Raw genomic sequence first — 24,918 nt, forward strand, 5'->3', positions numbered from 1 at the left:
GGCCGGTGCACCGTGGCCGTTCGCGCAGGTCGCGGCCGAACGGCGCGCCCGGCAGGTGGACGGTCTCGCCGCGCGCTTCGGCCCCGATGCTTGCGGTCCGTATGAGGAAGCGCCCCGGTCGGCCGTGGTGCTGCCCGTCGTGCTGCCGGGGCAGCAGGAGCCGTTCGGCTTCGTCGTGGCCGGCGTCAGCGCCCGCCGCGCGCTGGACGAGGACTACCAGAACTTCCACGCGCTGCTGCTGGCCGCCGTCAACACGGCCGTCAGCAACGTGCTTGCCTACGAGCAGGAGCAGCGCCGCGCCGAGGAGCTGGCCCAGATCGACCGCGCCAAGACGGCCTTCTTCTCGAACGTGTCGCATGAATTCCGCACGCCGCTGACGCTGATCCTCGGGCCGCTGGAGGACGCGCTGGCGGCCGAGGACGAGGCCTTGAGCCCGCGCCAGCGCCAGCGGATCGAAGTCACGCAGCGCAATGCCCTGCGGCTGCTGAAGCTGGTCAATTCCCTGCTGGACTTCTCGCGCATCGAGGCGGGCAGGGTGCAGGCCCGTTACGTGCCGGTGGACCTGGCGCGCGTGACGGCCGACCTGGCCAGCGTGTTCGAATCGGCCATGACGAAGGGCGGCCTGGCGTACCGGCTCGACCTGCCGGCGCTGGACGAGCCGGTGTACATCGACCGCGAGATGTGGGAGAAGATCGTCTTCAACCTGCTGTCGAACGCGTTCAAGTTCACGCTGGCAGGCGCTGTGACGGTGACACTGCGCCGGCACGGGGCGATGGCACGCCTGTCCGTCAGCGACACGGGCAGCGGCATCGCGGCCGCGGAACTGCCGCGCGTGTTCGAGCGCTTCCACCGCATCGAGGGCGCACCGGGGCGCACCTACGAGGGCAGCGGCATCGGCCTGGCACTGATCCAGGAGCTGGTGCGCCTGCACGGCGGCACCATTGGCGTGCACAGCACCGTCGGCATGGGCACGACCTTCGACGTCGATCTGCCTTTCGGTTGTGCTCACCTCGATCCGGCGCGCATCGGGCCGCACGATGTCTCGGCCGCCGAGGCAGCCGAGACGCGCATCGGCGCCTCGTACGTGGAAGAGGCTCTGCGCTGGCTGCCGGATGGGGATGAAGCGGCGGTCGCCGGCGCCGCGCATGCACTGCCCGCGAGCCGGCCCCGCATCCTGGTCGCGGACGATAACAACGACATGCGCGCCTACGTGAAGGCGTTGCTGGAGCCGTACGCCGACGTTGTCGCCTGCGCCGACGGCGAAGCGGCATTCGAGCGGTTGCAGCAGGACCAGCCGGACCTGTTGCTGAGCGACGTGATGATGCCGCGGCTGGATGGCTTCGGCCTGCTGTCCCGCATCCGTGCCAGCGACGACTTGCGTCACCTGCCGGTCATGCTGCTGTCGGCCCGCGCCGGCGAGGAGGCTCGCATCGAAGGCCTGGGGGCCGGGGCGGACGACTACCTGGTGAAACCCTTCTCGGCCAACGAACTGCTGGCGCGGGTGCGCCACCAGATCGACCTGGCACGCGAGCGCCAGTCGCACCGGCGCGAAGCGCAGCTGCAGGAGGCCTACTTCCGCACGCTGATCGATGCCTCACCCGTCACGCTGTGGACCACCGACGTCGACGGCTGCTGCACCTACCTGAGCCGGCGCTGGTATGACTACACGGGCCGCACGCCGGAGCAGGACCTGGGCCTGGGCTGGCTGGAAAACGTTCATCCGGACGACCTGCCGGCCACGCGCGAGAAATTCCTCGCGGCCAGCGCAACCCAGCTGCCCTTCTCGATCGACTACCGGCTGCGGCGCCACGACGGCAGCTACCGGTGGGCCATCGATGCGGGCATGCCGCTGGTCGACGGCGACGGCCGTCCCGCCGGCTTCGTCGGCACCGTCATCGACGTGCACGAGCGCAAGGTGCTGCAGCAGCGCTTCGAACGGGTGGCGCAAGCCGGCGATATCGGCGTGTGGTACGCCGACGCGCCATTCACGAACTTCCAGATGAACGAGCAGATGGCGGCGCATTTCGACCTCGATGGCCGGCGCGACATGGCACTGGCCACCTTGCTGGAACAGGTCGACGCCGGCCAGCGCGCCGCCCTTGCCGACGGCATCGCGCTGGCGGTGGCGGGCGGTCCCGCGCTGGACGTGGAACTGCGCGTGGCGGGCGCCGGCCAGCGCTGGCTGCGCGCCGTCGGCTGGTGCGACCTGGACGACACGGGCACGCCCCTGCGCTTCGATGGCGTGACTTTCGACATCAGCACGCACAAGCTGGCGCAGCAGGAACTGCAGCGCCTGGCCACCGAGCTGGCGGAAAAGAACCGCATGCAGAGCGAATTCCTCGTCACCCTGGCACACGAGCTGCGCAACCCGCTGGCGCCGATCCGCACCGGCCTGGAACTGATGCGCGCCGGCGCGCCGGCGGCGGCCCTGCCGGACGTGCGCAACATGATGGAGCGCCAGGTCGACCACATGGTCCATCTCGTCAATGACCTGCTGGACGTGGCCCGGCTGACCCAGGGCAAGCTGACCTTGCGGCGCGAATCGGTGGCGCTGGCGGACGTGGTGCACCAGGCCGTGGACATGAGCCGGCCGCTCGTCACGGCACGCAAGCATGAACTGGCCGTGCATTTGCCGGAACGGCCGATACTGCTCGATGCCGACCGCCACCGCATCGCGCAGGTGCTCAGCAACCTGCTCAACAACGCGGCCAAGTACACGCCGCCGGGCGGGCGCATCGTGCTGGACGTGAACGCCACGCCGGCCGGCGTGACGATCTCGGTGTCGGACAACGGCGTGGGCATCGGGCCGGAGCTGTTGCCGGCCGTCTTCGAGCTGTACACGCAGGCCCCGCACCGCGAAGGCGTCGTGCAGGGCGGCCTGGGCGTGGGCCTGAACCTGGTGCGCAAGCTGGTGCAGCTGCATGGCGGCGACGTGGCGGCGGCCAGCGACGGCGCCGGCAAGGGCAGTACGTTCACCGTGACGCTGCCGTGCGCCGATGCGGTCCGCGCGCCGCGGCAGGACGCCGAGCAGGTGCCGCTTGCCGCGAACGCGCTGCGCATCCTTGCGGTGGACGACAATGCCGACGCCGTCGAAAGCCTGGCCGCGCTGCTGGCGCTGCAGGGGCACGAGGTGCGGGTGGCTTACGACGGCACCAGGGCGCTGGAGCAGGCGGCACTGTTCGCGCCGCAGGTGGTGCTGCTCGATATCGGCCTGCCCGGCATGGACGGCTACGACACGGCGCGGGCCATGCGCAGCCTTGCCGGCATGGGCGAGGCGACCTTGATCGCCGTCACCGGCTGGGGCACCGAGCAGGATCGCCGGCGCTCGGCGCAGGCGGGCTTCGACCTGCACCTGACCAAGCCGGTCGAACTGGCCCGGCTGCAAGCCATCCTGGCCGCCCCCGGAGCGCGGCGGTAGGGCAGGCTGGCCGGATCAGACGCTGTCGGCGGCGACCGGCAAGCCTTCGCTGTTCCAGCGCAGCATGCCGCCGGCCAGGTTGGCGACCTGGCCGAAGCCGGCCTTGGCCAGCAGCACGCAGGCCTGGGCCGAGCGCACGCCGGAGCGGCACACGGCAATGACGGGGCGCTCCCGGTCCAGCTGCGGCAGGTACTGCGGCAGCTGCGACAGCGGTACCAGCCGGGCACCGGGCAGGTGGCCCAGCCGGTCGATGAACTCCGGCGCTTCCCGTACGTCGACGATCTGCGCATCCACCGCATGCTCCAGCAAGGCCATCGGTTCGATTTCCCACACACCGGAGAAACGCAGGGTCAGTGGCGCCCACGCGGGCGTGTCGAGGGGCAGCTCGTCGCCTTCGGGCCGGCCGCAGCGCAGGTTGGCCGGCACGGCCACGGCGATCAGCTTCGGGTGCGGCAAATGCAGGTTGTTCATATGTCCCGTGAAGTCGCCCACGTCGACGGCGCCGCCCAGGCGCGGATTGAAGCGGCGCTCCTCGGCCACGCTGGTGACGGTGATGCCCCGGTAGTCGTGCGCCGGATACAGCAGGCAACCATCGGGCAGGGTGAATATCTGCTCGTGCACGGAAGCAAACAGCTGCTGCGGACTGCCCTGCTGGAAGTCGGTGCGCCCGCAGCCCCGGATCAGCAGGCTGTCGCCCGTGAAGGCCATGCTGGCGTCGTCCAGTACATAGGTCAGGCAGCCGTTCGTGTGGCCGGGTGTCGCGCGCACCTCCAGGTGGCGGCGGCCGAAGGCGATGCGGTCGCCATGGTGCAGGGGCCGGTCGACCGGCGCGGCGCCGGCCGAGGCCGACAGCCCGATGGCGCTGCCGCAGCGCTGGTGCAGGCGCCAGGCGCCCGTCACATGGTCGGCATGCACGTGCGTATCCAGGGTCGCCACCAGGCGCAGGCCCAGCTCCTGCACCAGCGCCAGGTCGCGCGGCACCTGCTCGAAAACTGGATCGATCAGCACGGCCTCGCCGGCGTCGGCAAGCAGGTAGGTGTAGGTCGACGACGTGGGGTCGAACAACTGGCGGAAGATCATGGGCAGCTCCGGATAGGTTGTGCAGGGCATCCGGCGCGCGCGGTTGGCGTGCGCCGCCGCGCGATTATCCCATATCGAAGTCCCGGCCGGCTCAGGCGGCCGGTGCCGCCGGTATCGGTACGGCCGGCAGCGCCTGCAGGCGGTGCAGGGCCAGGAACTGGGCGCAGACGAGAGCCGAATAGGCGTACAGCTCCAGCAATTCTTCCCATACCTCCGCGCGGGGTGCGTCCAGGTGCAGGCCCAGAGCGAAGTGGCCTTCGGCGCCGGTGGACAGCACGGCCGCCACGACGGCCAGCACGATCTGGAAGGTGGCGCGGTGGCAGCCGGCGCCGATCATGCGCAGCAGCCGGTCGACCCGGTGACGCCATGCGTTCGACAGCGACCATGCGAGCATCAACAGGATCACGGGTGCCACCGCCGGCTTGTACCACAGCTCATGGGAGGAGTACACGGGCTGGGCCTGGTCGAAGCCGACCGGCGCGAAGAACACGGCGCCCCAGCTCAGTTCCCGGCCGACGAGGACGGCCCATACAGGGGCGGCACTGAGGGCCAGGGTGGCCACCGGCATGCCGCGCCGCCGCAGCGCCACGAAGCCGGCCCACAGGCAGCCCACCAGCAGCACGGCGACCTGGGCGTTCTCGATGAGGCCGTCTTCCCACGCCCATTCGGCCGGCAGGAGGCTGGACAGCTGGTAAGACAGCAGCAGCACGAGCACGCTGCAGGCCTGTGCGATGCGCACGCGGAGGGGAATCGGTCGATACATGGTTTCGCGTTAGAAATGAATACAGGGAATAGAAAACAGGCGATGCAGATGTCGGCGAGGCATGCCGCCGACGGCGAGCGAGCCTGTTGCCGACCGGTTGGTCATTAATGAATATTAGCGAAAGTTACTCAAACCGGCGGCACGATTGAACGCCGTTTGCATCGACGGATTGGCAGCACGGCGCGATGGTGGCGTCGCGGCCCGCCATTACGGCCGAGCCAGGTTGACAAAAAAGCAAACGGCACTAGGCTGGGGTCAGCGCGACCATTGTCGGCGCGCCCCTCTGCAACGACGTTTCTTTGGAGTTGATATGCGATCACCCACGTTTGTCAGATGGACGGGCGCGGCGGCGCTCGCGGCATCCCTGGCGGGGCCGGCCCTGGCCGAGACCCGGTCCGTTACCTATACCGACCTGTCAGCGAGCGCTACCGTAGAGGAGGCGCTCGGTGCCGGCGACAACCTCTTCGTCGACACCTTCACCACCCGGCACGGCGCGCTCTACCAGAGCACCAGCTTCACCTTGAGCGAACGGGGCGACATGAACGGCCTGGCGGGCTGGATTATCGACACGGCCGACGGCCAGGGCCCGCTGCTGGTGGGTGTCAATATCGATATCCTCGACCAGTGGCGTTCCGTCGTTGCCAGCGACAGCTTCACGGGTGTACTGGGCGGCTTTGGGCACTCCAGCTTCCTCGGCAGCCTGGGGCCGGGCAGCTATACGCTGGTGGCCACGGGCGACGCCGTGCGCGATGCCTCGCTGGACATCTCGCTGTCGTTTACGCAGCCCATACCCGAACCGGAGACGTACGCCATGATGTTGGGTGGACTGGCGCTGCTGGGCGCCGTGGCGCGACGGCGGCGCTGACGTCCGGCCTGGCCGGGGAGGGCGCCGCGCGTGCACGAGCGCCGGCTACCCGCGTCGAGCGGGCGGCCAATGGCACCGTGCGTGATGACGGCGCCTGCGATTGCCTTCGCTTATTCGTCGAAGTCTTCGGCCAGGTTCTTCCAGCCGCGGCTTTGCGCGAAGGTGGTGAATTCCTCCGGCGCTTCCAGCACGATCAGCTTGCTTTCCTGCAGGCCCGGATCGCCCAGGCCGAAGTCCGGGCCCTTGTAGCCCAGGCTGCGCAGGCGCTCGACGATCGACTTCAGCAGAACGCTGTCCTTGTGGCCGCAGTCGATGGTCCTGGCGAAATCGACATACACGTCGATGATGCCGTAGCCTTCGTCGAAGATACGGATGGCCTTGACGTCGTGCGCATGGCCGCTGCTGTCGGTGGCCTTGAAGGGGCCGGAGAGTTCGATATCGGATTCGGTGGTCATGGCGCCAGCATAGCAGATGATGGCGTCTCCCATGGCCTCGCACGCCCACCCTTGTCCGCTTCCTGGCATCAGGTACCGGCCGGGTTGCGCACGCCTTCCCAATAGCCGGGGCCGTTATAGATGGCCCGCAGGTAGTCGATGAAATGCCGGATCTTGGCGGGCAGGTAGCGCTGCTGCGGGTAGACGGCCTGGATCGGGTATTCCTGCACGGCATACTGGTCCAGCACCGTCACCAGTTCACCACGCTTGAGCTCCGACTGGATTTCCCACGTCGAGCGCCAGCCGATGCCCAGGCCCTGGCGCACCCAGTCGAACAGCAGTTCGCCATCGTTGCAGGCCAGGTCGCCGTCCACGCGCACGGCGATCAGCTTGCCGTCGCGCAGGAAGGTCCAGCCCCGTTGCTGGCCGCCCTGCAGGTTGAAGGCCAGGCAGTTATGCCGCACCAGGTCTTCCGGCGCCTGGGGGATGCCGTGGCGCTCGAAATAGGCCGGCGTGCCGCACACGACACGGCGGTTCGGGAACAGGGGCACGGCCACGTAGTTCGGGTCCGTCACCTCGCCGATGCGGATCGCCATGTCGTAGCCTTCGCGCACCAGGTCGACGACGCTGTCAGTGAAATTGAACGACATCTTCAGTTCCGGGTGGATGGCGCGGAACGGCGGCGCGTGCGGCGCCACGTGCGAGCGTCCGAACGCGGCCGGTGCCGACACCACCAGGTGACCCTGCACCGTGCTGCGCCCGGCGCTGATGCTGTTCTCGGCGATATCGAAGTCGCGCATCAGCTGGCGGGCCGGCTCGATGAATTGTTCGCCCAGCGCCGTCAATGTCAGGCCCCGCGTGGAGCGGTGCATCAGGCGCACGCCCAGGCGCTTTTCCAGGGTGTCCAGGCGGCGCCCCATCACCACCGGGGTGACGCCCTCGGTCAGGGCGGCGGCGGCGAAGCTGCCTTTTTCCGTGACCAGTAAAAAACTGCGAATTTCAGTGTAGCGGTCCATTCAATACTCCAAGTATCGACTGATCGGATAGTAGCAGCAATTCAACAGGGTGGGGTTTGTCCGTATGCTGATTTCACTGAACCAACATTACCAACATTTGCAGCATCTACCCATCTGTCACACTACTGGAGACCAACCATGGCCCGCATGAGAGCAATCGACGCAGCAGCAGAAGTATTGCGCAAGGAGGGAGTCAGCACCGTATTCGGCGTACCCGGCGCGGCGATCAACCCGCTGTACTCGGCAATGAAGAAGAACGGCGGCTTCAACCACATCCTGGCACGCCACGTCGAGGGCGCCTCGCACATGGCCGAAGGCTATACCCGCGCCAAGGCCGGCAATATCGGCGTGTGCATCGGCACCTCCGGTCCCGCCGGCACGGACATGATCACGGGCCTGTACTCGGCCTCCGGCGACTCGATTCCCATTCTGTGCATCACGGGCCAGGCCCCACGTGCCCGCCTGTACAAGGAAGACTTCCAGGCCGTCGACATCGAAGCCGTGGCGAAGCCGGTCAGCAAGTGGGCCGTCACCGTACGCGAACCCGCCCTGGTGCCACGCGTGTTCCAGCAGGCCTTCCACGTGATGCGCTCGGGCCGCCCCGGCCCCGTGCTGATCGATTTGCCGTTCGACGTGCAGATGGCCGAAATCGAATTCGACATCGACACCTACGAGCCGCTGCCGATCTACAAGCCGGCCGCCACCCGCGCCCAGGCCGAGAAGGTGCTGGAGATGCTGCAGGCGGCCGAGCGTCCGCTGATCGTCTGCGGCGGTGGCGTCATCAATGCCGACGCGGCCGCGCTGCTGCAGGAATTCGCCGAAATCACCAACGTGCCCGTGATTCCGACCCTGATGGGCTGGGGCGCCATCGCCGACGACCATCCGCTGATGGCCGGCATGGTGGGCCTGCAGACCTCGCACCGCTACGGCAATGCGACCCTGCTCGCATCGGACCTGGTAATCGGCATCGGCAACCGCTGGGCCAACCGCCACACCGGTTCCGTCGACGTCTACACTGCCGGCCGCAAGTTCGTCCACATCGACATCGAACCGACCCAGATCGGCCGCGTGTTCGGCCCGGACTACGGCATCGTCTCCGACGCCGGCGCCGCGCTGGAACACCTGATCGCCGTGGCGCGCGGGCTGGACTCCGTCAAGTCGCTGCCGGATCGCAGCGAATGGGTCAGCCAGTGCCAGGAACGCAAGCGCACCTTGCTGCGCAAGACCCACTTCGACGCCGTGCCGATCAAGCCGCAACGCGTGTATGAAGAGATGAACCGCGCCTTCGGCCAGGATACCTGCTACGTCAGCACGATCGGCCTGTCGCAAATCGCCGCCGCCCAGTTCCTGCACGTATACAAGCCGCGCCACTGGATCAACTGCGGCCAGGCCGGCCCGCTGGGCTGGACCATTTCCGCCGCCCTGGGTGTGCGCGCCGCCGACCCGGAACGCAATGTCGTGGCCATCTCGGGCGACTACGACTTCCAGTTCATGATCGAGGAACTGGCCGTGGGCGCGCAATTCCGCCTGCCTTACCTGCACGTCGTCGTCAACAACGCCTACCTGGGCCTGATCCGCCAGGCGCAGCGCAACTTCGACATGGACTACTGCGTCCAGCTGGCGTTCGAGAACATCAATTCGCCGGAACTGGCCAACTACGGTGTCGACCACGTCGCCGTCGTCGAAGGCCTGGGCTGCAAGGCGATCCGGGTGCGCGAAGTCGAGGACATCGGCCCGGCCTTCGCCAGGGCGCGCGAGATGATGAAGGAGTTCCGCGTGCCCGTCGTGGTCGAGATCATCCTGGAACGGGTGACGAATATCTCGATGGGCACGGAGATCAATGCCGTGAACGAGCTCGAACCGCTGGCCCAGGACGATGCCGACGCACCGACCGCCATCGCACTGCGCTGAAAGCGTCAGTTATTAGCTTCAACTAGGAGAAGAAGATGCCAAGATTTGCCGCCAACCTGACCATGCTGTTCAACGAACTGCCGTTCCCGGAGCGCTTCGGCGCCGCCGCCGAAGCGGGCTTCAAGGGCGTTGAATACCTGTTCCCCTACGCCTTCGACAAGGACGAACTGGCCGCCCGGCTGGACAAGTTCGGCCTGACCCAGGTGCTGCACAACCTGCCGGCGGGGTATTGGGAAAACGGCGAACGTGGCATCGCCTGCCATCCGGGCCGGGTCAGCGAGTTCCAGGACGGCGTCGGCCGCGCCATCGACTACGCCAAGGCGCTCGGCTGCAAGCAGGTCAACTGCCTGGCCGGCATCGCACCAGGCGGCACCAGCGAGGATGCGCTGTACCGCACCTTCGTCGAGAACCTGCGCTTCGCCGCGGGCAAGCTGAAGGAAGCCGGCATTGCGCTCCTGATCGAGCCGGTGAATACCTTCGACATTCCCGGCTTCTACCTGAACCGCACGGACCAGGCCATCCGCGTCATCGACGAAGTGGGCTCGGACAACCTGTTTCTGCAATACGACATCTACCACGCCCAGCGCATGGAAGGCGAGATCGGCAAGACCATCGAACGCCACCTGGGCCGTATCCGCCACATCCAGCTGGCCGACAACCCGGGCCGCAACGAGCCGGGTACGGGGGAGCTGAACTGGCCGTGGCTGTTCCGTCATATCGACAAGCTGGGCTACGACGGCTGGATCGGCTGCGAGTACAAGCCGGCGGGGGCCACGCGCGACGGCCTTGGCTGGATCGAACAACAACGTTAAACTCTGGAGACTATCATGGCAAATATCGGATTCATCGGCCTGGGCATCATGGGCACCCCAATGGCGGGGCACCTGGTCAGCAATGGCCACACCCTCTACACCTACTCGCAGACGCCGATTCCATCGAGCCTGATCGAGGCCGGTGCGAATGTCTGCGCCAACAGCGCGGACGTCGCGTCGAAGGCCGACGTCATCATCGTCATGGTGCCGGACACGCCGCACGTCGAGGATGTACTGTTCGGCGAGACGGGCGTCGCCAAGGGTCTGTCGGCCGGCAAGATCGTCGTGGACATGAGCTCGATCTCGCCTGTCGCGACGAAGGATTTCGCCAGCCGCATCAACGCGCTGGGCTGCGAATACCTCGATGCCCCCGTGTCGGGCGGCGAAGTGGGCGCCAAGGCCGGCTCGCTGACGATCATGGTGGGCGGCAGCGAAGCGGCCTTCGACAAGGTCAAGCCCCTGTTCCAGCTGATGGGCAAGAACATCACGCTGGTGGGCGGCAACGGCGACGGCCAGATCACCAAGGTGGCCAACCAGATCATCGTCGCGCTGACCATTGAGGCGGTGGGCGAAGCCCTGCTGCTGGCCGCCAAGGCCGGCGCCGATCCGGCCCGCGTGCGTGAAGCGCTGATGGGCGGTTTCGCCGCCTCGCGCATCCTGGAAGTGCACGGCGAGCGCATGGTCAAGCGCACCTTCGACCCGGGCTTCCGCATCGACCTGCACCGCAAGGACCTGAACCTGGCCCTGACGACGGGCCGCCAGCTGGGCGTGGCACTGCCCAACACGGCCACCGCGCAGGAACTGTTCAATACCTGCGCCGCCCACGGCGGCGGCAACTGGGACCACTCCGCCATGGTGCGGGCACTGGAAATCATGTCCAACTTCGCAATCGGCCAGGGCCAGGCGGAAAAATGAACATCACGCCGCGCGACCTGCTGAAGAATATGTTTGCTGCTGCGGTCGACGCGGCGCAGCCCGATCTCTGTATCCCGAAATACCTGCCGCCGCCGCCGAAGGGCCGCACCGTGGTGATCGGCGCCGGCAAGGCGTCGGCCGCGATGGCGCGGGCCCTGGAGCGGCACTGGCCGGCGCCCCTGTCCGGCGTCGTGGTCACGCGCTACGGCTACGCCGTGCCGTGCGAAACCATCGAAATCGTCGAGGCGGCCCACCCCGTGCCCGACGCGGCCGGCCTGCAGGCGGCCGAGCGCATCCTGCAAACGGTGCAGGGCCTGACGGCCGATGACCTGGTGATCTGCCTGATTTCCGGCGGCGGCTCCTCGCTGCTGCCGCTGCCCGGGGCTGGTGTCACGCTGGAGGACAAGCAGGCCATCAACCGCGCGCTGCTGAAAAGCGGCGCGACGATCACGGAAATGAACTGCGTGCGGCGGCACCTGTCGGCCATCAAGGGCGGCCGCCTGGCTGCCGCCTGCCATCCGGCGCGGGTGGTGACGCTGTTGATCTCCGACGTGCCGGGCGACCACCCGGCCGATATCGCTTCCGGCCCCACCGTGGCCGACGCCAGCACCTGCGCGGACGCGCTGGAAATCGTGCGGCGCTACGGCATCGAGCTGCCCGCCGGCGCCCGCGCGCAGCTCGACAGCGGTGCCGGCGAAACCGTCAAGCCGGGCGATCCGCGGCTGGCCAACGCGACGGCGCACATCATCGCTTCCCCGCAGATGGCGCTGGAAGCGGCCGCCGAGGTGGCGCGCCAGGCCGGCATCACGCCCGTGCTGCTGGGCGACAGCATCGAAGGCGAGTCGCGCGAAGTGGCCCGCGTGATGGCCGGCATTGCGCTGCAGGTGCGGCGGCACGGCCAGCCGTTCCCCACGCCGTGCGTGCTGCTCTCCGGCGGCGAGACGACGGTGACGGTACGCGGCAACGGCCGCGGCGGACGCAATGTCGAATTCCTGCTGGCCCTCGCGCTGGCGCTGGACGCAGCACCGGACGTGCATGCCGTGGCGGCCGACACGGACGGCGTCGACGGTGCCGAGGAAGTGGCCGGCGCTTTCGTGACGCCGCACACCCTCGCGCGCGCCTGGGCCCAGGGCCTGCGTCCCCGCGACAGCCTGGATAACAACGACGGCCACGGCTTCTTCGGCGCGCTGGGCGATGCCCTGGTCACGGGCCCGACTCTGACCAATGTCAACGATTTCCGCGCCATCCTGGTGCTGTGACCGAACGACTCATTAAAGGAAAACCATGGTACGCAATCGACGTTCCCGCATTCTGGCCACACTGGGGCCGTCCAGTTCCACGCCCCAACGCATCCACGCCCTGGTGCAGGCCGGCGTGGACGTATTCCGCCTGAATTTCAGCCACGGCAGCCACGAGGATCATGCCGAGCGCTATCGCACCATCCGCGCCGTCGAACGCGATATCGGGCGACCCATCGGCGTGCTGATGGACCTGCAGGGACCGAAGCTGCGCATCGGCCGCATGGCCGGCGGCAAGGCCGTGCTGGAGCAGGGCAGCCGATTCCGGCTCGACCTGGACCCGGCCGAAGGCGATGCCGCCCGCGCCAACCTGCCGCATCCCGAGATCTTCGCCGCGCTGGAAGTGGGCACGGCCCTGCTGCTGGACGACGGCAAGCTGCGCCTGCGCGTGGACGCCTGCGGCCCCGAATATGCCGACACCACCGTCATCACGGGCGGCGTGCTGTCGGACCGCAAGGGCGTCAACGTACCCGGCGTCGTGCTGCCGATCTCGCCGCTGACGGCCAAGGACCGCGCCGACCTGGCTTTCGGCCTGGAGCTGGGCGTGGACTGGGTGGCGCTGTCGTTCGTGCAGCGCCCCGAGGACATCACCGAAGCCAGGGCCCTGATCGGCGACAAGGCCTGGATCATGGCCAAGCTGGAAAAGCCGGCCGCCATCGACGCATTGACCGATATCGTCGCGCTGGCCGACGGCATCATGGTGGCGCGGGGCGACCTGGGTGTCGAACTGCCGGCCCACCAGGTGCCCGTGCTGCAGCGGCGCATCGTCCACGCGGCCCGCGCCGCCGGCAAGCCCGTGGTCGTCGCCACGCAGATGCTCGAATCGATGATCGCCGCGCCCGTGCCCACGCGCGCGGAAGTGTCCGACGTGGCCACGGCCATCTACGACGGCGCCGACGCCGTCATGCTGTCGGCCGAATCGGCATCCGGCCAGTTCCCGCTGGAAGCCGTCGTCGTGATGGACAGCGTCATGCGCGAAGTCGAACAGGACCCGGGCTGGCGCGCCGGCCTGGACGCCAGCCATACGCCGGCCACGGCCAGCACGGCCGACGCCATCTGCTGCGCACTGCGCCGCGTGGCCCGCCTGATCGAGCCGGCCGTCACGGTCACGTACACCTTCACGGGCGCCAGCTGCCTGCGCGCCAGCCGCGAACGGCCGGACACGCCGATCCTGGCCCTGACGCCGCAATTGTCGATCGCCCGCCGCCTGTCGCTGGCCTGGGGCGTGCACCCGGTACCGTTCGACGAAGCCCGCACCCTGGGTGAGATGGTCACGGACGCCGCCGCCGCGGCCGTCAGCCACGGCCTGGCCAAGACCGGCGACGACGTCGTCATCGTCGCCGGCTTCCCCGCTGGCCACCCCGGCAGCACGAACCTGCTGCACGTCGTGCGCATCGGAGAGGATCCAGCCACCGCCTGAAAAAACCGGGGACAGTCCCCTGTTTCGAAGCAGTAGAGAAGGGCGCCTGCGGGCGCCCTTTGCCGTTCACGCCCCCTGCACAGCCGAGACCGTGTCCACCTTGGGGGCGGAGGCGGGATTTCGAGGAGCGCAGCTCCTCGCCGACGTCGCGGGCACCGGCTTACAAGCCGGTGCCTCCTTCCAGACCCCGACATGGACACGGACTCGTCTACAAAAATCACTGAGCCTGTGTCCTTGCCCGTGCCTGGAGGGCGGTGCCCGCTTGCAAGCCGGCGTCCGCTGCGTCGGCGAGGCGCTGCGCTTCCCGAAACGCCGCCTTTGTCCCGGATGTTGTCGCGGGCCGAGCCCCTGTACGCGGCTGAGCTTGTGTCCATGTTGACGCGAACCCGGCGGGTTCCCGGCAGCAGAGAATGGCGGGCGAAAAAAAACGGACGCCGCGGCGTCCGTCTTGTCCCGATGCGGAAAGCTTAGTCGAGCAGGTCGAACAGCGTACGGGCGACGACTTTCGTTGCGCGGCGCAGGTCTTCCAGGTCGATATGCTCGTCGGCGCGCTTGGCGTTGCTTTCGCCGACCGTGCGCGGGCCGCAGCCGTACAGCACGGCCGGGATGCCCTGTTCGCCGAACAGGCGGGCGTCCGTGTACAGCGGCGTGCCGGCGGCGCCGATCTGCTCGTCGAAGACGGCGGTGGCGTGGCGCGACAGGGCATCTACCAGCGGCTGGTTGCCCGGCAGCGGCTGCAGGGCGTTGGCCAGCAGCATGCGCTTGATGTCGACCTTGACGCCGGCGAAATCGGCCACGGCGTCCTGGATCACGCGCTGCAGCGTCGCTTCCACTTCCAGCGGATTCTCTTCCGGGATCATGCGGCGGTCCAGCTTCAGCACGACCTTGCCCGGCACGACGTTGGTATTGGTGCCGCCTTCGATCAGGCCCACGTTCAGGTAGGGGTGGGTGATGCCCTTGACCTGGCTCGTGATTTCCTTGTACAGCACGTTCTGCTGGTACAGCGCCGTCAGGATCAGGTTCGCGGCGTGCAGCGCATCGATGCCCGTTTCCGGCACGGCCGCGTGGCCCATCTTGCCGTGGACCGTCACTTCCATCTGCAGGCAGCCGTTATGGGCCGTCACCACCTGGTAGCTGAAGCCGGCCGCAATCAACAGGTCCGGCTTGACGATGCCGTTTTCCAGCAGCCAGCCCGGTCCCAGTTCGCCGCCGAATTCCTCGTCGTACGTGAAATACAGCTCGACGCCGCCCTTGCGCGGTGTGCCCAGCGCTTCCAGCGCGCGCGTGGCGAAGGTAAACGTGGCGAAGTCGCACTTGCTGACGGCGGCGGCGCGGCCGAACAGTTTGCCGTCGACGACATCGCCGCCATATGGCGGGTGGCTCCAGCCTTCGCCCGGCGGCACCACGTCGCCGTGGGCGTTCAGCGCCACGGTGCGGCCTTCGCCGTACTTGCGGCGCACCACCAGGTTGGTGATGGTCTGCAGGCCGGCCTGGGCAACCCGGTCGGCCGGCACCACGTGCTGCTCGGCCTCGAAGCCGAAGTCCTGCAGCAGGGCGGCCGTACGTTCGGCGTGCGGCGCATTATTGCCCGGCGGGGTGTCGGAAGGCACGCGCACCAGCTCCTGCAGGAAGCGCACCTCCTCGTCGAAATGCGCGTCGATCCAGGCGTCCAGGTTTTCGTAGGGAGTAAGAGTGGTCATGTCAGGTCCGTGGCTGGTTGTTGTCGAGTTGATTGAGCAGGTGCTGGAACGCGCGCACGCACAGTTCCGTGTCGTCGTTGGTGATGGCTTCGAGCGGGTTGTGGCTGATGCCCGCGTTCAGCCCGCGCAGGAACAGCATCGCCTGCGGCATGATCTGGTGCAGCATCATGGCGTCGTGGCCGGCGCCGCTGGGCAAGGTGAATACGGGCAGGCCGATCGATTCGACGGCCTGTTCCCAGCGCGCCTGCCATGCCGGCGCACTCGGCGCGGCCGCCGCGCGCATGGTCTCTTCCAAAGTGTAGCGCAGGCCGCGGCGCTGGCAGATGGCGGCCAGTTCGGCCTGGATATCGGCGGTGGCGGCATCGCGTACTTCGTTGGTGGTGGCGCGCACGTCCAGGCTGAACTTGCAGCGGCCGGGAATGACGTTGATCGAGCCGTTCGGCACTTCCAGCATGCCGATGGTGGCCACCAGGTCCGGTACGGCCGCACCGCGCCGCTCCACGAAGAGGGCCAGTTCGGCGGCCGCGCACGCGGCGTCGCGGCGCATCGACATCGGCGTCGTGCCGGCATGGCTGGCCGTGCCGACGATCTCGCCCAGGAACCGCACGCTGCCGTTGATCGACGTGACGACGCCCAGCGGCAGGTCCAGGTCGTTCAGCACGGGGCCTTGCTCGATATGGACTTCGACGAATCCCAGGTAGTTCGCCGGATCGCGCTTGAGCGCATCGATGGCGGCGATGTCGCAGCCGGCATCGAGCATGGCCTGGCGCATCGTGATGCCGTCGGTATCGGCCTGCTCCAGCCAGCCCGTGTTGAACTGGCCCGTCAGCGCGCCCGAACCGAGGAAGACGGCCTTGTAGCGCTGGCCTTCCTCTTCGGCGAAGCCGACCACCTCGATGCCGTAGGGCAGGCGGCGCCCCTGGCGGTGCAGCTCGCGCACGCAGGCCATCGGCACCAGGATGCCCAGGCGGCCGTCGTACTTGCCGCCGTTGCGCACGGTGTCGTAGTGCGAACCGGTGAGCAGGCGCTTTGCCTGCGGGTCGCTGCCATGGTAAATGCCGACCACGTTCCCGACGGCGTCGATACGCACGTCGTCGAAACCGCACTCGTCGCGCATCCACACGGCCAGGCGCTGGGCACTGGCGCGGTGCGCCGCCGTCATGTAGGTGACGCACAATTCTCCCCGTTCGGCATAACCGGGGTCGCTGTATTCGGCCAGTTGCTCTGCCCAGTCCCACACCTGGTTGCCCAGCAGGGGCTCCTGGCCGAACTTGTCGTTCAGGCGGATTTCCGCGATGCGGTGGATATTGCGCAGCGCTTCGGCAAATTCGAAGTCGGCCGAGTTGTCCAGGCGGCGCGCGAAGGTGTCGATGATTTCCTGTTTCGGCAGGCCCTGGCCGCGCGGGCCGCGCACGGCCAGGATGAACGGGAAGCCGAAGCGCTCGTTGTAGCTGGCGTTGAGGCGCTGGATCGCGGCGAATTCCTCCGGGGTGCACTGCGTCAGGCCGGCCTTGTTCTGCTCATTGGTCGACTCGGCCGTCAGCGACTTGGCCACCATGGCCTTGCCGGCCAGCTCCGGGTGGGCACGGATCAAACCCAGTTGCGCCTCGCGCGGCGCGGCACGCAGCGCCTCGATCAGGCCGCGCTTCAGGTGCGCCAGGCTGCGGAAAGGGCGGGCCAGCCAGGCCTGTTCGGCGATCCACGGCGAATGCTCGTAGACGCCGTCCAGCAGCCGGGTGAACTCGGCCTGGCTCGAATCGTTCAGTACTTCCAGAGTCAACATGTTTACTCCCACGCGAAGGCGCTGTCGGGGTTGAAGGGATGCGCGCTTTTCCAGTGCCGCGCAATATCGACGCGGCGGGTCACCCAGACGCGATCGTGTTGTTCTATATAGTCGAGGAAGCGCTGCAGCGCGCGCATGCGGCCCGGGCGGCCCAGCAGGCGGCAGTGCAGGCCGATGCTCATCATCGACGGCCTTTCCTCGCCCTCGGCGTAATGGACGTCGAAGGCGTCGCGCAGGTACTGGAAGAACGGGTCGCCGTGCGAATAACCCTGGGGCAGGGCGAAGCGCATGTCGTTGCAGTCCAGGGTGTAGGGCACCACCAGCTGCGGCGCCTGGGTGCCGTCCGTCTTGCGCACGTTCAGCCAGAACGGCAAATCGTCGCCGTAGTAATCGCTGTCGTATTCGAAGCCGCCGAAGTCGGCCACCAGGCGGCGCGTGTTGGGGCTGTCGCGGCCCGTGTACCAGCCCAGTGCGCGCTGGCCCGTCAGGCGTTCGATGGCCGCCATGCCCAGCGCCATGTGCTCGCGCTCGACGGCCTCGTCGACGTTCTGGTAGCTGATCCAGCGCCAGCCGTGGCAGGCGATCTCGTGGCCCAGCTCCGTGAAGGCGGCCGTCACGTCCGGGCAGCGTTCCAGCGCCATGCCGACGCCGAACACCGTCAACGGCAGGCCGCGCCGCTCGAATTCGCGCAGCAGGCGCCACACGCCCACGCGCGAGCCGTACTCGTAGATGCTTTCCATCGACAGGTGGCGCGCCGGGAAGGCGGCGGGGTTGAACATCTCGGACAGGAACTGCTCGCTGCCGGCGTCGCCGTGCAGGACCGAGTTCTCGCCGCCTTCTTCGTAGTTGAGGACGAACTGCACGGCGACGCGGGCGCCGCCGGGCCAGCCGGCGTGGGGTGGATTGCGGCCGTAGCCCGCCAGGTCGCGGGGATAGGATGAAGTCATGGTTTGCCTTGGGTTGCGGTTATTTGCCGAGGATGTCGGCCAGGTCCACGCGCTGCGGGTCCAGGTTCAGGTTGTGCTGTACATTGACCAGGTGCTTGCCGACGAGGCGCACGGCGGCCTTGGCGTCGCGCCGCTCGAAGGCCTCGACGATGGCCACGTGCTCGCTGTGCGACTCCTCGGCCGAATGCGAGGACTGGTGCATCAGCGCGATCAGCGAGGAGCGCGTCAGCAGTTCGCCCAGCATCTGCGTCAGCACCTGGTTGCCCAGCATCTGGGCCAGCACCAGGTGGAAGTCGGCCAGCAGGCGCGTGCGGCCCGGCACTTCGGCGTTCGTCACGGCCGCCTGTTCCTGGCGCAGGTGCTCGCGCAGCTGGGCGACCTGCTCGTCCGTGATGGTGGCGCACAGCCGCTTCGTCACGGCCGTCTCGAGGATACTGCGCATTTCGAACACGTCGCGCGCTTCCTCGGCCGTGGGCGTGGCGACAAAGGCGCCGCGCGCCGGTTCCAGCACCACCAGCCAGTCGCGGCTCAGCTGATTGAAGGCCTGCCGCACGACGGTGCGGGACACCTTGAAGATGTCGCCGATCTTCTGCTCGGACAGTTTCGTGCCCGGCATCAGGCGGCGCTCGGCGATGGCGTTGGTGATAGCGTCGACGATGCGCTGCGTGGCACCGGCCGGCGGACCGGCGGCGTCGTCCGGCAGCACGTCGACATCGAACGGATTGCTTGCGACGATTTTCAGCGGTGTGCGGGTCCTGGCCATGGAATTTGCTAAATAAGTTGACATCGAATCTGAAGTGTATACACTTTTCAAAAAAAGAAAAGCGGAAAGTGTATGCAATCTGCATCGGCAGCACTTCCGCCCCCCAGTTTATTCACCTTGAAGGAAGCACTAGAAAATGGGACACCTCAGCACACACGTACTCGACACGATGAACGGCTGCCCTGCCGCCGGCATGCGCGTCCAGCTGCTGCGCCTGGATGGCGACACCAGCACCACCATCAAGGACATCGTCCTCAATGCCGACGGGCGCAATGACGGCGGCCCGCTGCTGGATGCCTCGACGATGGCCGTTGGCCGCTACCGCCTGGTGTTCTCGGTGGCGCAGTACTTCCGCCAGCGCGACGTGCGCCTGCCGGAACCGGCCTTCATCGACGAAGTGCCGATCGACTTCGGCATCGCCGACGCGGCCGGCCACTACCACGTGCCGCTCCTGGTCAGCCCATGGGCGTATTCGACGTACCGCGGTTCCTGATCCGTCCATACGTCAAAAAACTTATACCCTTATTATTCAAGATCGTATACAGTTGGATTGCGTCGCCGCGGAGCACACCGGACCGGACACGGAAAAGTGGTTGCGATGTTTTGCCCCTCACAGAGCCCGCTGTGGTGAAGGGACTGTACGGCGTCATGCGCCGTGCTTCCTATATGTTTGAGGCTCTATGGAAATGTACCTGCTTGACTGGGTCAACCTGCTGCTGCGGTGGACCCACGTAATCACGGCGATCGCCTGGATCGGCGCATCGTTCTACTTTGTCTTCCTCGACAACAGCCTGCACAAACCCACGGCGCCCGACCTGGTTGCCAAGGGCGTGGACGGCGAACTGTGGGCCGTGCACGGCGGCGGCTTCTACCACCCGCAAAAATACCTGGTGGCCCCGAAGGCCATGCCGGACAACCTGCACTGGTTCTACTGGGAGAGCTACGCCACTTGGCTGTCCGGTTTCGGCCTGTTCACGGTGCTGTACCTGTTCAATGCCGGTACCTTCATGGTCGACAAGAGCGTGCATGACTGGTCCGCCAGCGCCGCCGTCGGCAGCGCGCTGGCCTTCCTCGTCGTGTTCTGGCTGATCTACGACATCATCTGCCGCACCTTCGGCCGCAAGAAGAACGGTGACCTGATCGTCGGCGTCATCGTGTTCGGCTTCGTCGTCTTTGCCTCCTGGCTGGCCTGCCAGCTGTTCGCCGGTCGCGCCGCCTTCCTGCTGGTGGGTGCGATGTTGGCCACGGCGATGAGCGCCAACGTCTTCGTGTGGATCATTCCAGGCCAGCGCAAGGTGGTGGCCCAGCTGAAGGCCGGCCAGCCGGTCGACCCGATCTACGGCTGGCGCGCCAAGCAGCGCAGCGTGCACAACACCTACTTCACCCTGCCCGTGCTGATCGCCATGCTGTCGAATCACTACGGCTGGCTGTACGCCGGTGAGCACAACTGGGTCGTGCTGGTGCTGATGATGCTGGTCGGCGCGCTGATCCGCCACAGCTTCGTGGCCCGCCACAAGGCGCTGGTGCACGGCAAGCGGGTACCGTGGGAACACGCCGGTGCCGGCGTCCTCGTGCTGCTGGCACTGATCGTCTGGCTGGTACCGAAACCGGAACCGGTCGCCCCGGCCGAGGCCAGCGCGCCGGTGACGGCGCCGGCCGACGGCTCGGCCCCTGCCGCCGCCAACGGCGTTACGTTCGCCCAGGTCAAGACCATCGTCGACCAGCGCTGCGCCATGTGCCATTCGGCCCAGCTGCAAAGCAAGGGCATTGCCCTGGATACGCCGGCCCTCATCAAGCGTCACGCCCAGGGCTTGTACCAGCAGGCCGTGGTGCTCAAGCTGATGCCCCTCAATAACGCCACGCAGATCACCGCGGGCGAGCGCGACCTGCTCAAGCGCTGGTACGAGGAAGGCGCGACCGTGAACTGAGTGTAGTCCGGAGCCCAGGGGCCCCGCGGAGGACAGGCAGCATGCATTGATATGGTTTTTGAATCGCGTTCAATAACAATCAGGAGACAAGCATGACCCACCACAGCGTCGACCCGGTCGACGAGCGCTTACCTCTCGGGCGCCTCAGTGCCCTGGGCCTCCAGCACGTGCTGGTGATGTACGCGGGCGCCATCGCGGTGCCCCTGATCGTCGGGCGGGCCCTGAAGCTGCCGCCCGAGCAGGTCACGATGCTGATCTCGGCGGACCTGTTCTGCTGCGGCATCGTGACCCTGATCCAGTCGTTGGGCCTGTCGAAGTGGTTCGGCATCAAGCTGCCCGTGATGATGGGCGTGACCTTCGCCGCCGTCGGCCCGATGGTCGCCATCGCCAACGCCGTCCCCGGCGCGGCCGGGGCCCAGGCCATCTTCGGCGCCGGCATCGGCGCCGGCGTGCTGGCCATGCTGCTGGCTCCCTTGATGAGCCGGATGCTGCGCTACTTCCCGCCCGTCGTCACGGGCACCATCATCCTCATCATTGGCGTGAGCCTGATGCGCGTCGGCGTGGGCTGGGCCATGGGTGGGCCGGAATCGGCCGCGCAATCGGTCAACGTCGAAGCGCTGGTGCCGATGGTCGAGCAGGCCAGGGCGACGGCCGCGGCGCTGCCGGCCGATGCCGCCGCGCCGATGAAACTGCCGGGGAAGATCCCGATGGTGGACAACCCGAACTACGGCGCGCTGGACAACCTGGGCATCGCCGCCTTCGTGTTGCTGTTTATCCTCGCGCTGGTCCGGTACGGCCGTGGCTTCATCTGCAATATCTCCGTGCTGCTGGGGATCGTGGCCGGCTGCGCGGTGGCCTACGCGATGGGCAAGATGACCTTTGCCAAGGTCGCCAACGCCCACTGGTTCGACATCGTCACGCCGTTCGCCTTCGGCATGCCCACGTTCGACCCGGTGATGATCCTCACGCTCACCGTCGTCATGGTGGTCGTGATGATCGAATCGGCCGGCATGTTCCTGGCCCTGTCTGACATGACGGGCAAGCAGCTCGACCAGAAGCAGCTGGCGGCGGGCCTGCGCACGGACGGCCTGGGCACGCTGCTGGGTGGCATCCTGAATACCTTCCCGCACACGAGCTTCTCGCAGAACGTGGGCCTGGTGGCCGTCACGGGTGTTAAGAGCCGGTGGGTTTGCGTGGCCGGGGGCATCATCATGATCGTGCTGGGTATGCTGCCGAAGGTGGCGTCGGTGGTGGAAGCCATTCCCCAGTTCGTGCTGGGCGGCGCCGGCCTCGTCATGTTCGGCATGGTGGCGGCGGCGGGTATCCGCATCCTGACGCGGGTCGACTTCAAGGGCAACCGCTTCAACCTGTATATCGTCGCGCTGTCGATCGGCTTCGGCCTGATTCCGCTGGTGGCGCCGCGCTGGACCCAGCAGATGGCGCACAGCCTGCACCCGCTGCTGGAATCGGGCATCCTGCTGACGGCCATCGCCGCCGTCGTGCTGAACCTGTTCTTCAACGGCGCCGGCGAGGAAGTGGCCGAAGCGCACGAGGAAGTGGCGATGTCGGGCGCTTGACGTCAAGCGCCGGGGTGGAGGAGGGCGGGCGCGAGCCCGCCTTTTTCGTTAACGCCGCCTTTACAGCGCCGTCCAGCGCGACCCGGCGGCATGGCTGGCCAGTACCGCATCGATGAAACGCATGCCCGCCACGCCATCGATCACGGTCGGCAAATCCTTCGCTGCATCCGGAAGCGGCAGCCCCGCCTGCACCGCGTGGATGCAGGCCGCCGCATCCCGGTACAGCTGGGCGAACGCTTCCAGGTAGCCTTCCGGGTGACCGGCCGGCACACGGGTCGCGTGGGACGCGGCGGCGCCGCCAACCCGGCCGCGCGTGAGCCGCTGGGCCGTGCCGCCCTGAGGTGTCAGCCACAGTTCATTCGGATTCTCCTGGTCGAAGGCGATGCTGGCCTTGCTGCCGAAGACGCGCAGCTTCAAGGCATTCTCGCAGCCCGTCGCCATCTGGCTGGACCACAGCATGCCGCGCGCACCGTTCGGGTAGCGCAGCATCACCTGCACGTGGTCGTCCAGCACCCGCTCCGGCGTAAACGAGTGAAGTTCCGCCAGCAGCTCGCCAGGCTGGATACCGCTGACGAAGCCGGCCAGGTGGAAGGCATGGGTGCCGATATCGCTGGTGCAGCCAGTGGGGCCGGCGCGCCGGGGATCGTTGTGCCAGTCGTTCGCCTGGAAGTGGGCACCTTGCTTGTCCGCCTCGGCCATCCAGTCCTGCGCATACTCGACGTGCACCAGGCGCACGTCGCCGATGGCGCCGGCGGCCACCAGTTCGCGCGCATGCCGCACCATCGGGTAACCGCTGTAGGTATGCGTCAGGGCGAAGACGCGATTGCGTTCCCGCGCGAGGCGCGCCAGCGCTTCGCCTTCGGCCAGCGAAATGGCCAGGGGCTTGTCGCAGATGACGTGGATGCCTGCCTCCAGGAAGGCGGTGGCCACCGGCGCGTGCAGGTGATTCGGCGTGACGATGGCCACGACGTCGATACCGTCCGGGCGCGCCGCTTCCAGCCGGGCCATTTCACGGTAGTCCGTGTAGCTGCGCGACGGCTCGAAGCGCAGGGCCGCGCCGCTGGCCAGCGCCCGATCCGGATTGCCGGACAGGGCGCCGGCCACCACCTCGTAGCAGTCGTCCAGCCGCGCGGCGATGCGGTGCACCGCGCCGATAAAGGCGCCGTCGCCACCGCCCACCATGCCCAGGCGCAGCCTGCGGGGTACCTGATTGCTCATGTTCTTCCTCTTGTCCTATTGAATTCCCATCAGCTGGCGCAGCGCCGCCCCGTCCACGCCGCTGCCGGCAAAATCGTCGAAGGCCCGGTCGGCCACGCGGATGATGTGCCGCCCGATGAACTCCGCGCCCTCGCGCGCGCCGGCTTCGGGGTGTTTCAGGCAGCACTCCCATTCGAGCACGGCCCAGCCGGCGTAATCATACTGCGCCAGCTTCGAGAAGATGGCGGTGAAGTCGATCTGGCCGTCGCCGGGCGAGCGGAAACGGCCGGCACGTTCCAGCCAGCTGCCGTAGCCGCCGTACACGCCCTGGCGTCCGTCCGGGCGGAATTCCGCATCCTTGACGTGGAAGGCCTTGATGCGAGCGTGGTAAAGGTCGATGAACCGCAGGTAGTCGAGCTGCTGCAGCAGGAAGTGGCTGGGGTCGTACAGGATATTGGCGCGGCGGTGGCCGCCCACGGCGTTCAGGAAGCGCTCGAAGCTGACGCCGTCATGCAGGTCCTCGCCCGGGTGCAGCTCGTAGCACACGTCCACGCCGGCTTCGTCGAAGGCATCGAGGATCGGGTGCCAGCGCCGTGCCAGTTCGGCGAAGGCTTCCTCGACCAGGCCGGCCGGCCGCTGCGGCCATGGATACAGGTAAGGCCAGGCCAGCGCGCCGGAAAAGGTGGCGTGCGTGGCCAGCCCGAGACGGTGCGAGGCCCGGGCGGCCGCCTTCAGCTGGCCTACTGCCCACTGCTGGCGTGCGGCCGGGTCGCCCCGCAGCGGCACCGGGGCGAAGCCGTCGAACAGCTGGTCGTAGGCGGGGTGCACGGCCACCAGCTGCCCCTGCAGGTGGGTCGACAGTTCCGTGATCGCCAGGCCGTGGCCGGCCAGCATGCCGGCGATATCGTCGCAGTACGCCTGGCTGTCGGCCGCCACGTCCACGTCGAACAGGCGCTTGTCGGTGGGCAGCTGGATGCCCCGGTAGCCCAGCGAGGCGGCCCAGCCGGCCAGGTGCTCGAGCGTGTCGAACGGCGCCTTGTCGCCGATGAACTGGGCCAGGAAGATGGCCGGTCCCTTGATGGTCCGCATGG

Annotated in this window: 20 protein-coding genes; 10 read left to right on the forward strand and 10 right to left on the reverse strand. The window is 67.5% G+C overall.

Annotated features, from left to right (window positions below; genetic code table 11):
* A partial coding sequence (locus tag GM672_RS10325; RefSeq protein WP_155470448.1) for an ATP-binding protein occupies positions 1-3,418 on the forward strand: 3,418 nt, incomplete at its 5' end.
* Positions 3,419-3,433: 15 nt separating this feature from the next.
* Here GM672_RS10325 and GM672_RS10330 read toward each other — a convergent pair.
* Positions 3,434-4,498 (reverse strand): MBL fold metallo-hydrolase, encoded by a 1,065-nt coding sequence (locus GM672_RS10330; RefSeq protein WP_155470449.1) that lies wholly within the window; start codon positions 4,496-4,498, stop codon positions 3,434-3,436.
* 91 nt (positions 4,499-4,589) lie between these two features.
* A complete protein-coding gene (locus GM672_RS10335; protein WP_155470450.1) occupies positions 4,590-5,261 on the reverse strand; it encodes a hypothetical protein in 672 nt (223 codons plus the stop codon).
* 310 nt (positions 5,262-5,571) lie between these two features.
* On the opposite strand from GM672_RS10335, the gene GM672_RS10340 reads away from it, so the two are divergent.
* Entirely contained in the window at positions 5,572-6,126 is a 555-nt protein-coding gene (locus GM672_RS10340; RefSeq protein WP_155470451.1) for an FxDxF family PEP-CTERM protein, read from the forward strand.
* A gap of 110 nt (positions 6,127-6,236) precedes the next feature.
* On the opposite strand, the gene GM672_RS10345 is transcribed toward GM672_RS10340, so the two are convergent.
* Positions 6,237-6,581, reverse strand: coding sequence for a hypothetical protein (locus GM672_RS10345; RefSeq protein ID WP_155470452.1), 345 nt, complete (start codon positions 6,579-6,581; stop codon positions 6,237-6,239).
* 68 nt (positions 6,582-6,649) lie between these two features.
* Positions 6,650-7,576 (reverse strand): LysR family transcriptional regulator, encoded by a 927-nt coding sequence (locus GM672_RS10350; protein WP_155470453.1) that lies wholly within the window; start codon positions 7,574-7,576, stop codon positions 6,650-6,652.
* Positions 7,577-7,714: 138 nt separating this feature from the next.
* On the opposite strand from GM672_RS10350, the gene gcl reads away from it, so the two are divergent.
* From gcl to pyk, 5 genes are read left to right on the forward strand one after another with little or no spacing between them, the layout of a single operon-like run.
* A complete protein-coding gene (gene gcl, locus GM672_RS10355) occupies positions 7,715-9,487 on the forward strand; it encodes a glyoxylate carboligase (protein WP_155470454.1) in 1,773 nt (590 codons plus the stop codon).
* 35 nt (positions 9,488-9,522) lie between these two features.
* On the forward strand, positions 9,523-10,299 hold the full coding sequence (gene hyi / locus GM672_RS10360; protein ID WP_155470455.1) for a hydroxypyruvate isomerase: 777 nt from the start codon (positions 9,523-9,525) through the stop codon (positions 10,297-10,299).
* Between the two features lie 15 nt (positions 10,300-10,314).
* Entirely contained in the window at positions 10,315-11,214 is a 900-nt protein-coding gene (locus GM672_RS10365; RefSeq protein ID WP_155470456.1) for a 2-hydroxy-3-oxopropionate reductase, read from the forward strand.
* Positions 11,211-12,473: a glycerate kinase type-2 family protein gene (locus GM672_RS10370; protein ID WP_155470457.1), complete on the forward strand. Its 1,263-nt coding sequence runs from the start codon at positions 11,211-11,213 to the stop codon at positions 12,471-12,473. The genes GM672_RS10365 and GM672_RS10370 overlap by 4 nt, the downstream gene beginning before the upstream one ends.
* A 25-nt stretch (positions 12,474-12,498) precedes the next feature.
* Positions 12,499-13,932, forward strand: a complete 1,434-nt coding sequence (gene pyk, locus GM672_RS10375) for a pyruvate kinase (protein ID WP_155470458.1) — start codon at positions 12,499-12,501, stop codon at positions 13,930-13,932.
* 467 nt (positions 13,933-14,399) lie between these two features.
* On the opposite strand, the gene GM672_RS10380 is transcribed toward pyk, so the two are convergent.
* From GM672_RS10380 to GM672_RS10395, 4 genes are read right to left on the reverse strand one after another with little or no spacing between them, the layout of a single operon-like run.
* Positions 14,400-15,632: an ArgE/DapE family deacylase gene (locus GM672_RS10380; RefSeq protein WP_155470459.1), complete on the reverse strand. Its 1,233-nt coding sequence runs from the start codon at positions 15,630-15,632 to the stop codon at positions 14,400-14,402.
* 1 nt (position 15,633) lies between these two features.
* A complete protein-coding gene (locus tag GM672_RS10385; protein ID WP_155470460.1) occupies positions 15,634-17,415 on the reverse strand; it encodes an allantoate amidohydrolase in 1,782 nt (593 codons plus the stop codon).
* Positions 17,416-17,417: 2 nt separating this feature from the next.
* A complete protein-coding gene (puuE, locus tag GM672_RS10390) occupies positions 17,418-18,362 on the reverse strand; it encodes an allantoinase PuuE (protein WP_155470461.1) in 945 nt (314 codons plus the stop codon).
* A gap of 19 nt (positions 18,363-18,381) precedes the next feature.
* Positions 18,382-19,125 carry a GntR family transcriptional regulator gene (locus tag GM672_RS10395; RefSeq protein WP_155470462.1) on the reverse strand — a complete coding sequence of 248 codons (744 nt, stop codon included), beginning with the start codon at positions 19,123-19,125 and terminating at the stop codon, positions 18,382-18,384.
* Between the two features lie 136 nt (positions 19,126-19,261).
* On the opposite strand from GM672_RS10395, the gene uraH reads away from it, so the two are divergent.
* The 3 genes from uraH to GM672_RS10410 all read left to right on the forward strand — a co-directional run bounded on the left by uraH (position 19,262) and on the right by GM672_RS10410 (position 22,630).
* A complete protein-coding gene (uraH, locus tag GM672_RS10400) occupies positions 19,262-19,618 on the forward strand; it encodes a hydroxyisourate hydrolase (RefSeq protein WP_155470463.1) in 357 nt (118 codons plus the stop codon).
* 187 nt (positions 19,619-19,805) lie between these two features.
* Entirely contained in the window at positions 19,806-21,053 is a 1,248-nt protein-coding gene (locus GM672_RS10405) for a urate hydroxylase PuuD (RefSeq protein WP_155470464.1), read from the forward strand.
* A 92-nt stretch (positions 21,054-21,145) separates the two neighbouring features.
* Positions 21,146-22,630: a nucleobase:cation symporter-2 family protein gene (locus tag GM672_RS10410; protein ID WP_155470465.1), complete on the forward strand. Its 1,485-nt coding sequence runs from the start codon at positions 21,146-21,148 to the stop codon at positions 22,628-22,630.
* A gap of 60 nt (positions 22,631-22,690) precedes the next feature.
* Here the strand turns inward: GM672_RS10410 and GM672_RS10415 are convergent, their stop codons facing one another.
* Positions 22,691-23,848, reverse strand: coding sequence for a Gfo/Idh/MocA family protein (locus GM672_RS10415; protein ID WP_229417664.1), 1,158 nt, complete (start codon positions 23,846-23,848; stop codon positions 22,691-22,693).
* A gap of 15 nt (positions 23,849-23,863) precedes the next feature.
* Positions 23,864-24,916, reverse strand: coding sequence for a sugar phosphate isomerase/epimerase family protein (locus GM672_RS10420; RefSeq protein WP_155470466.1), 1,053 nt, complete (start codon positions 24,914-24,916; stop codon positions 23,864-23,866).
* Positions 24,917-24,918 lie beyond the last annotated feature (2 nt).

The sequence above is a fragment of the Pseudoduganella buxea genome, assembly GCF_009720835.1.
In the GTDB taxonomy this organism is placed as follows: domain Bacteria; phylum Pseudomonadota; class Gammaproteobacteria; order Burkholderiales; family Burkholderiaceae_D; genus Rugamonas; species Rugamonas buxea.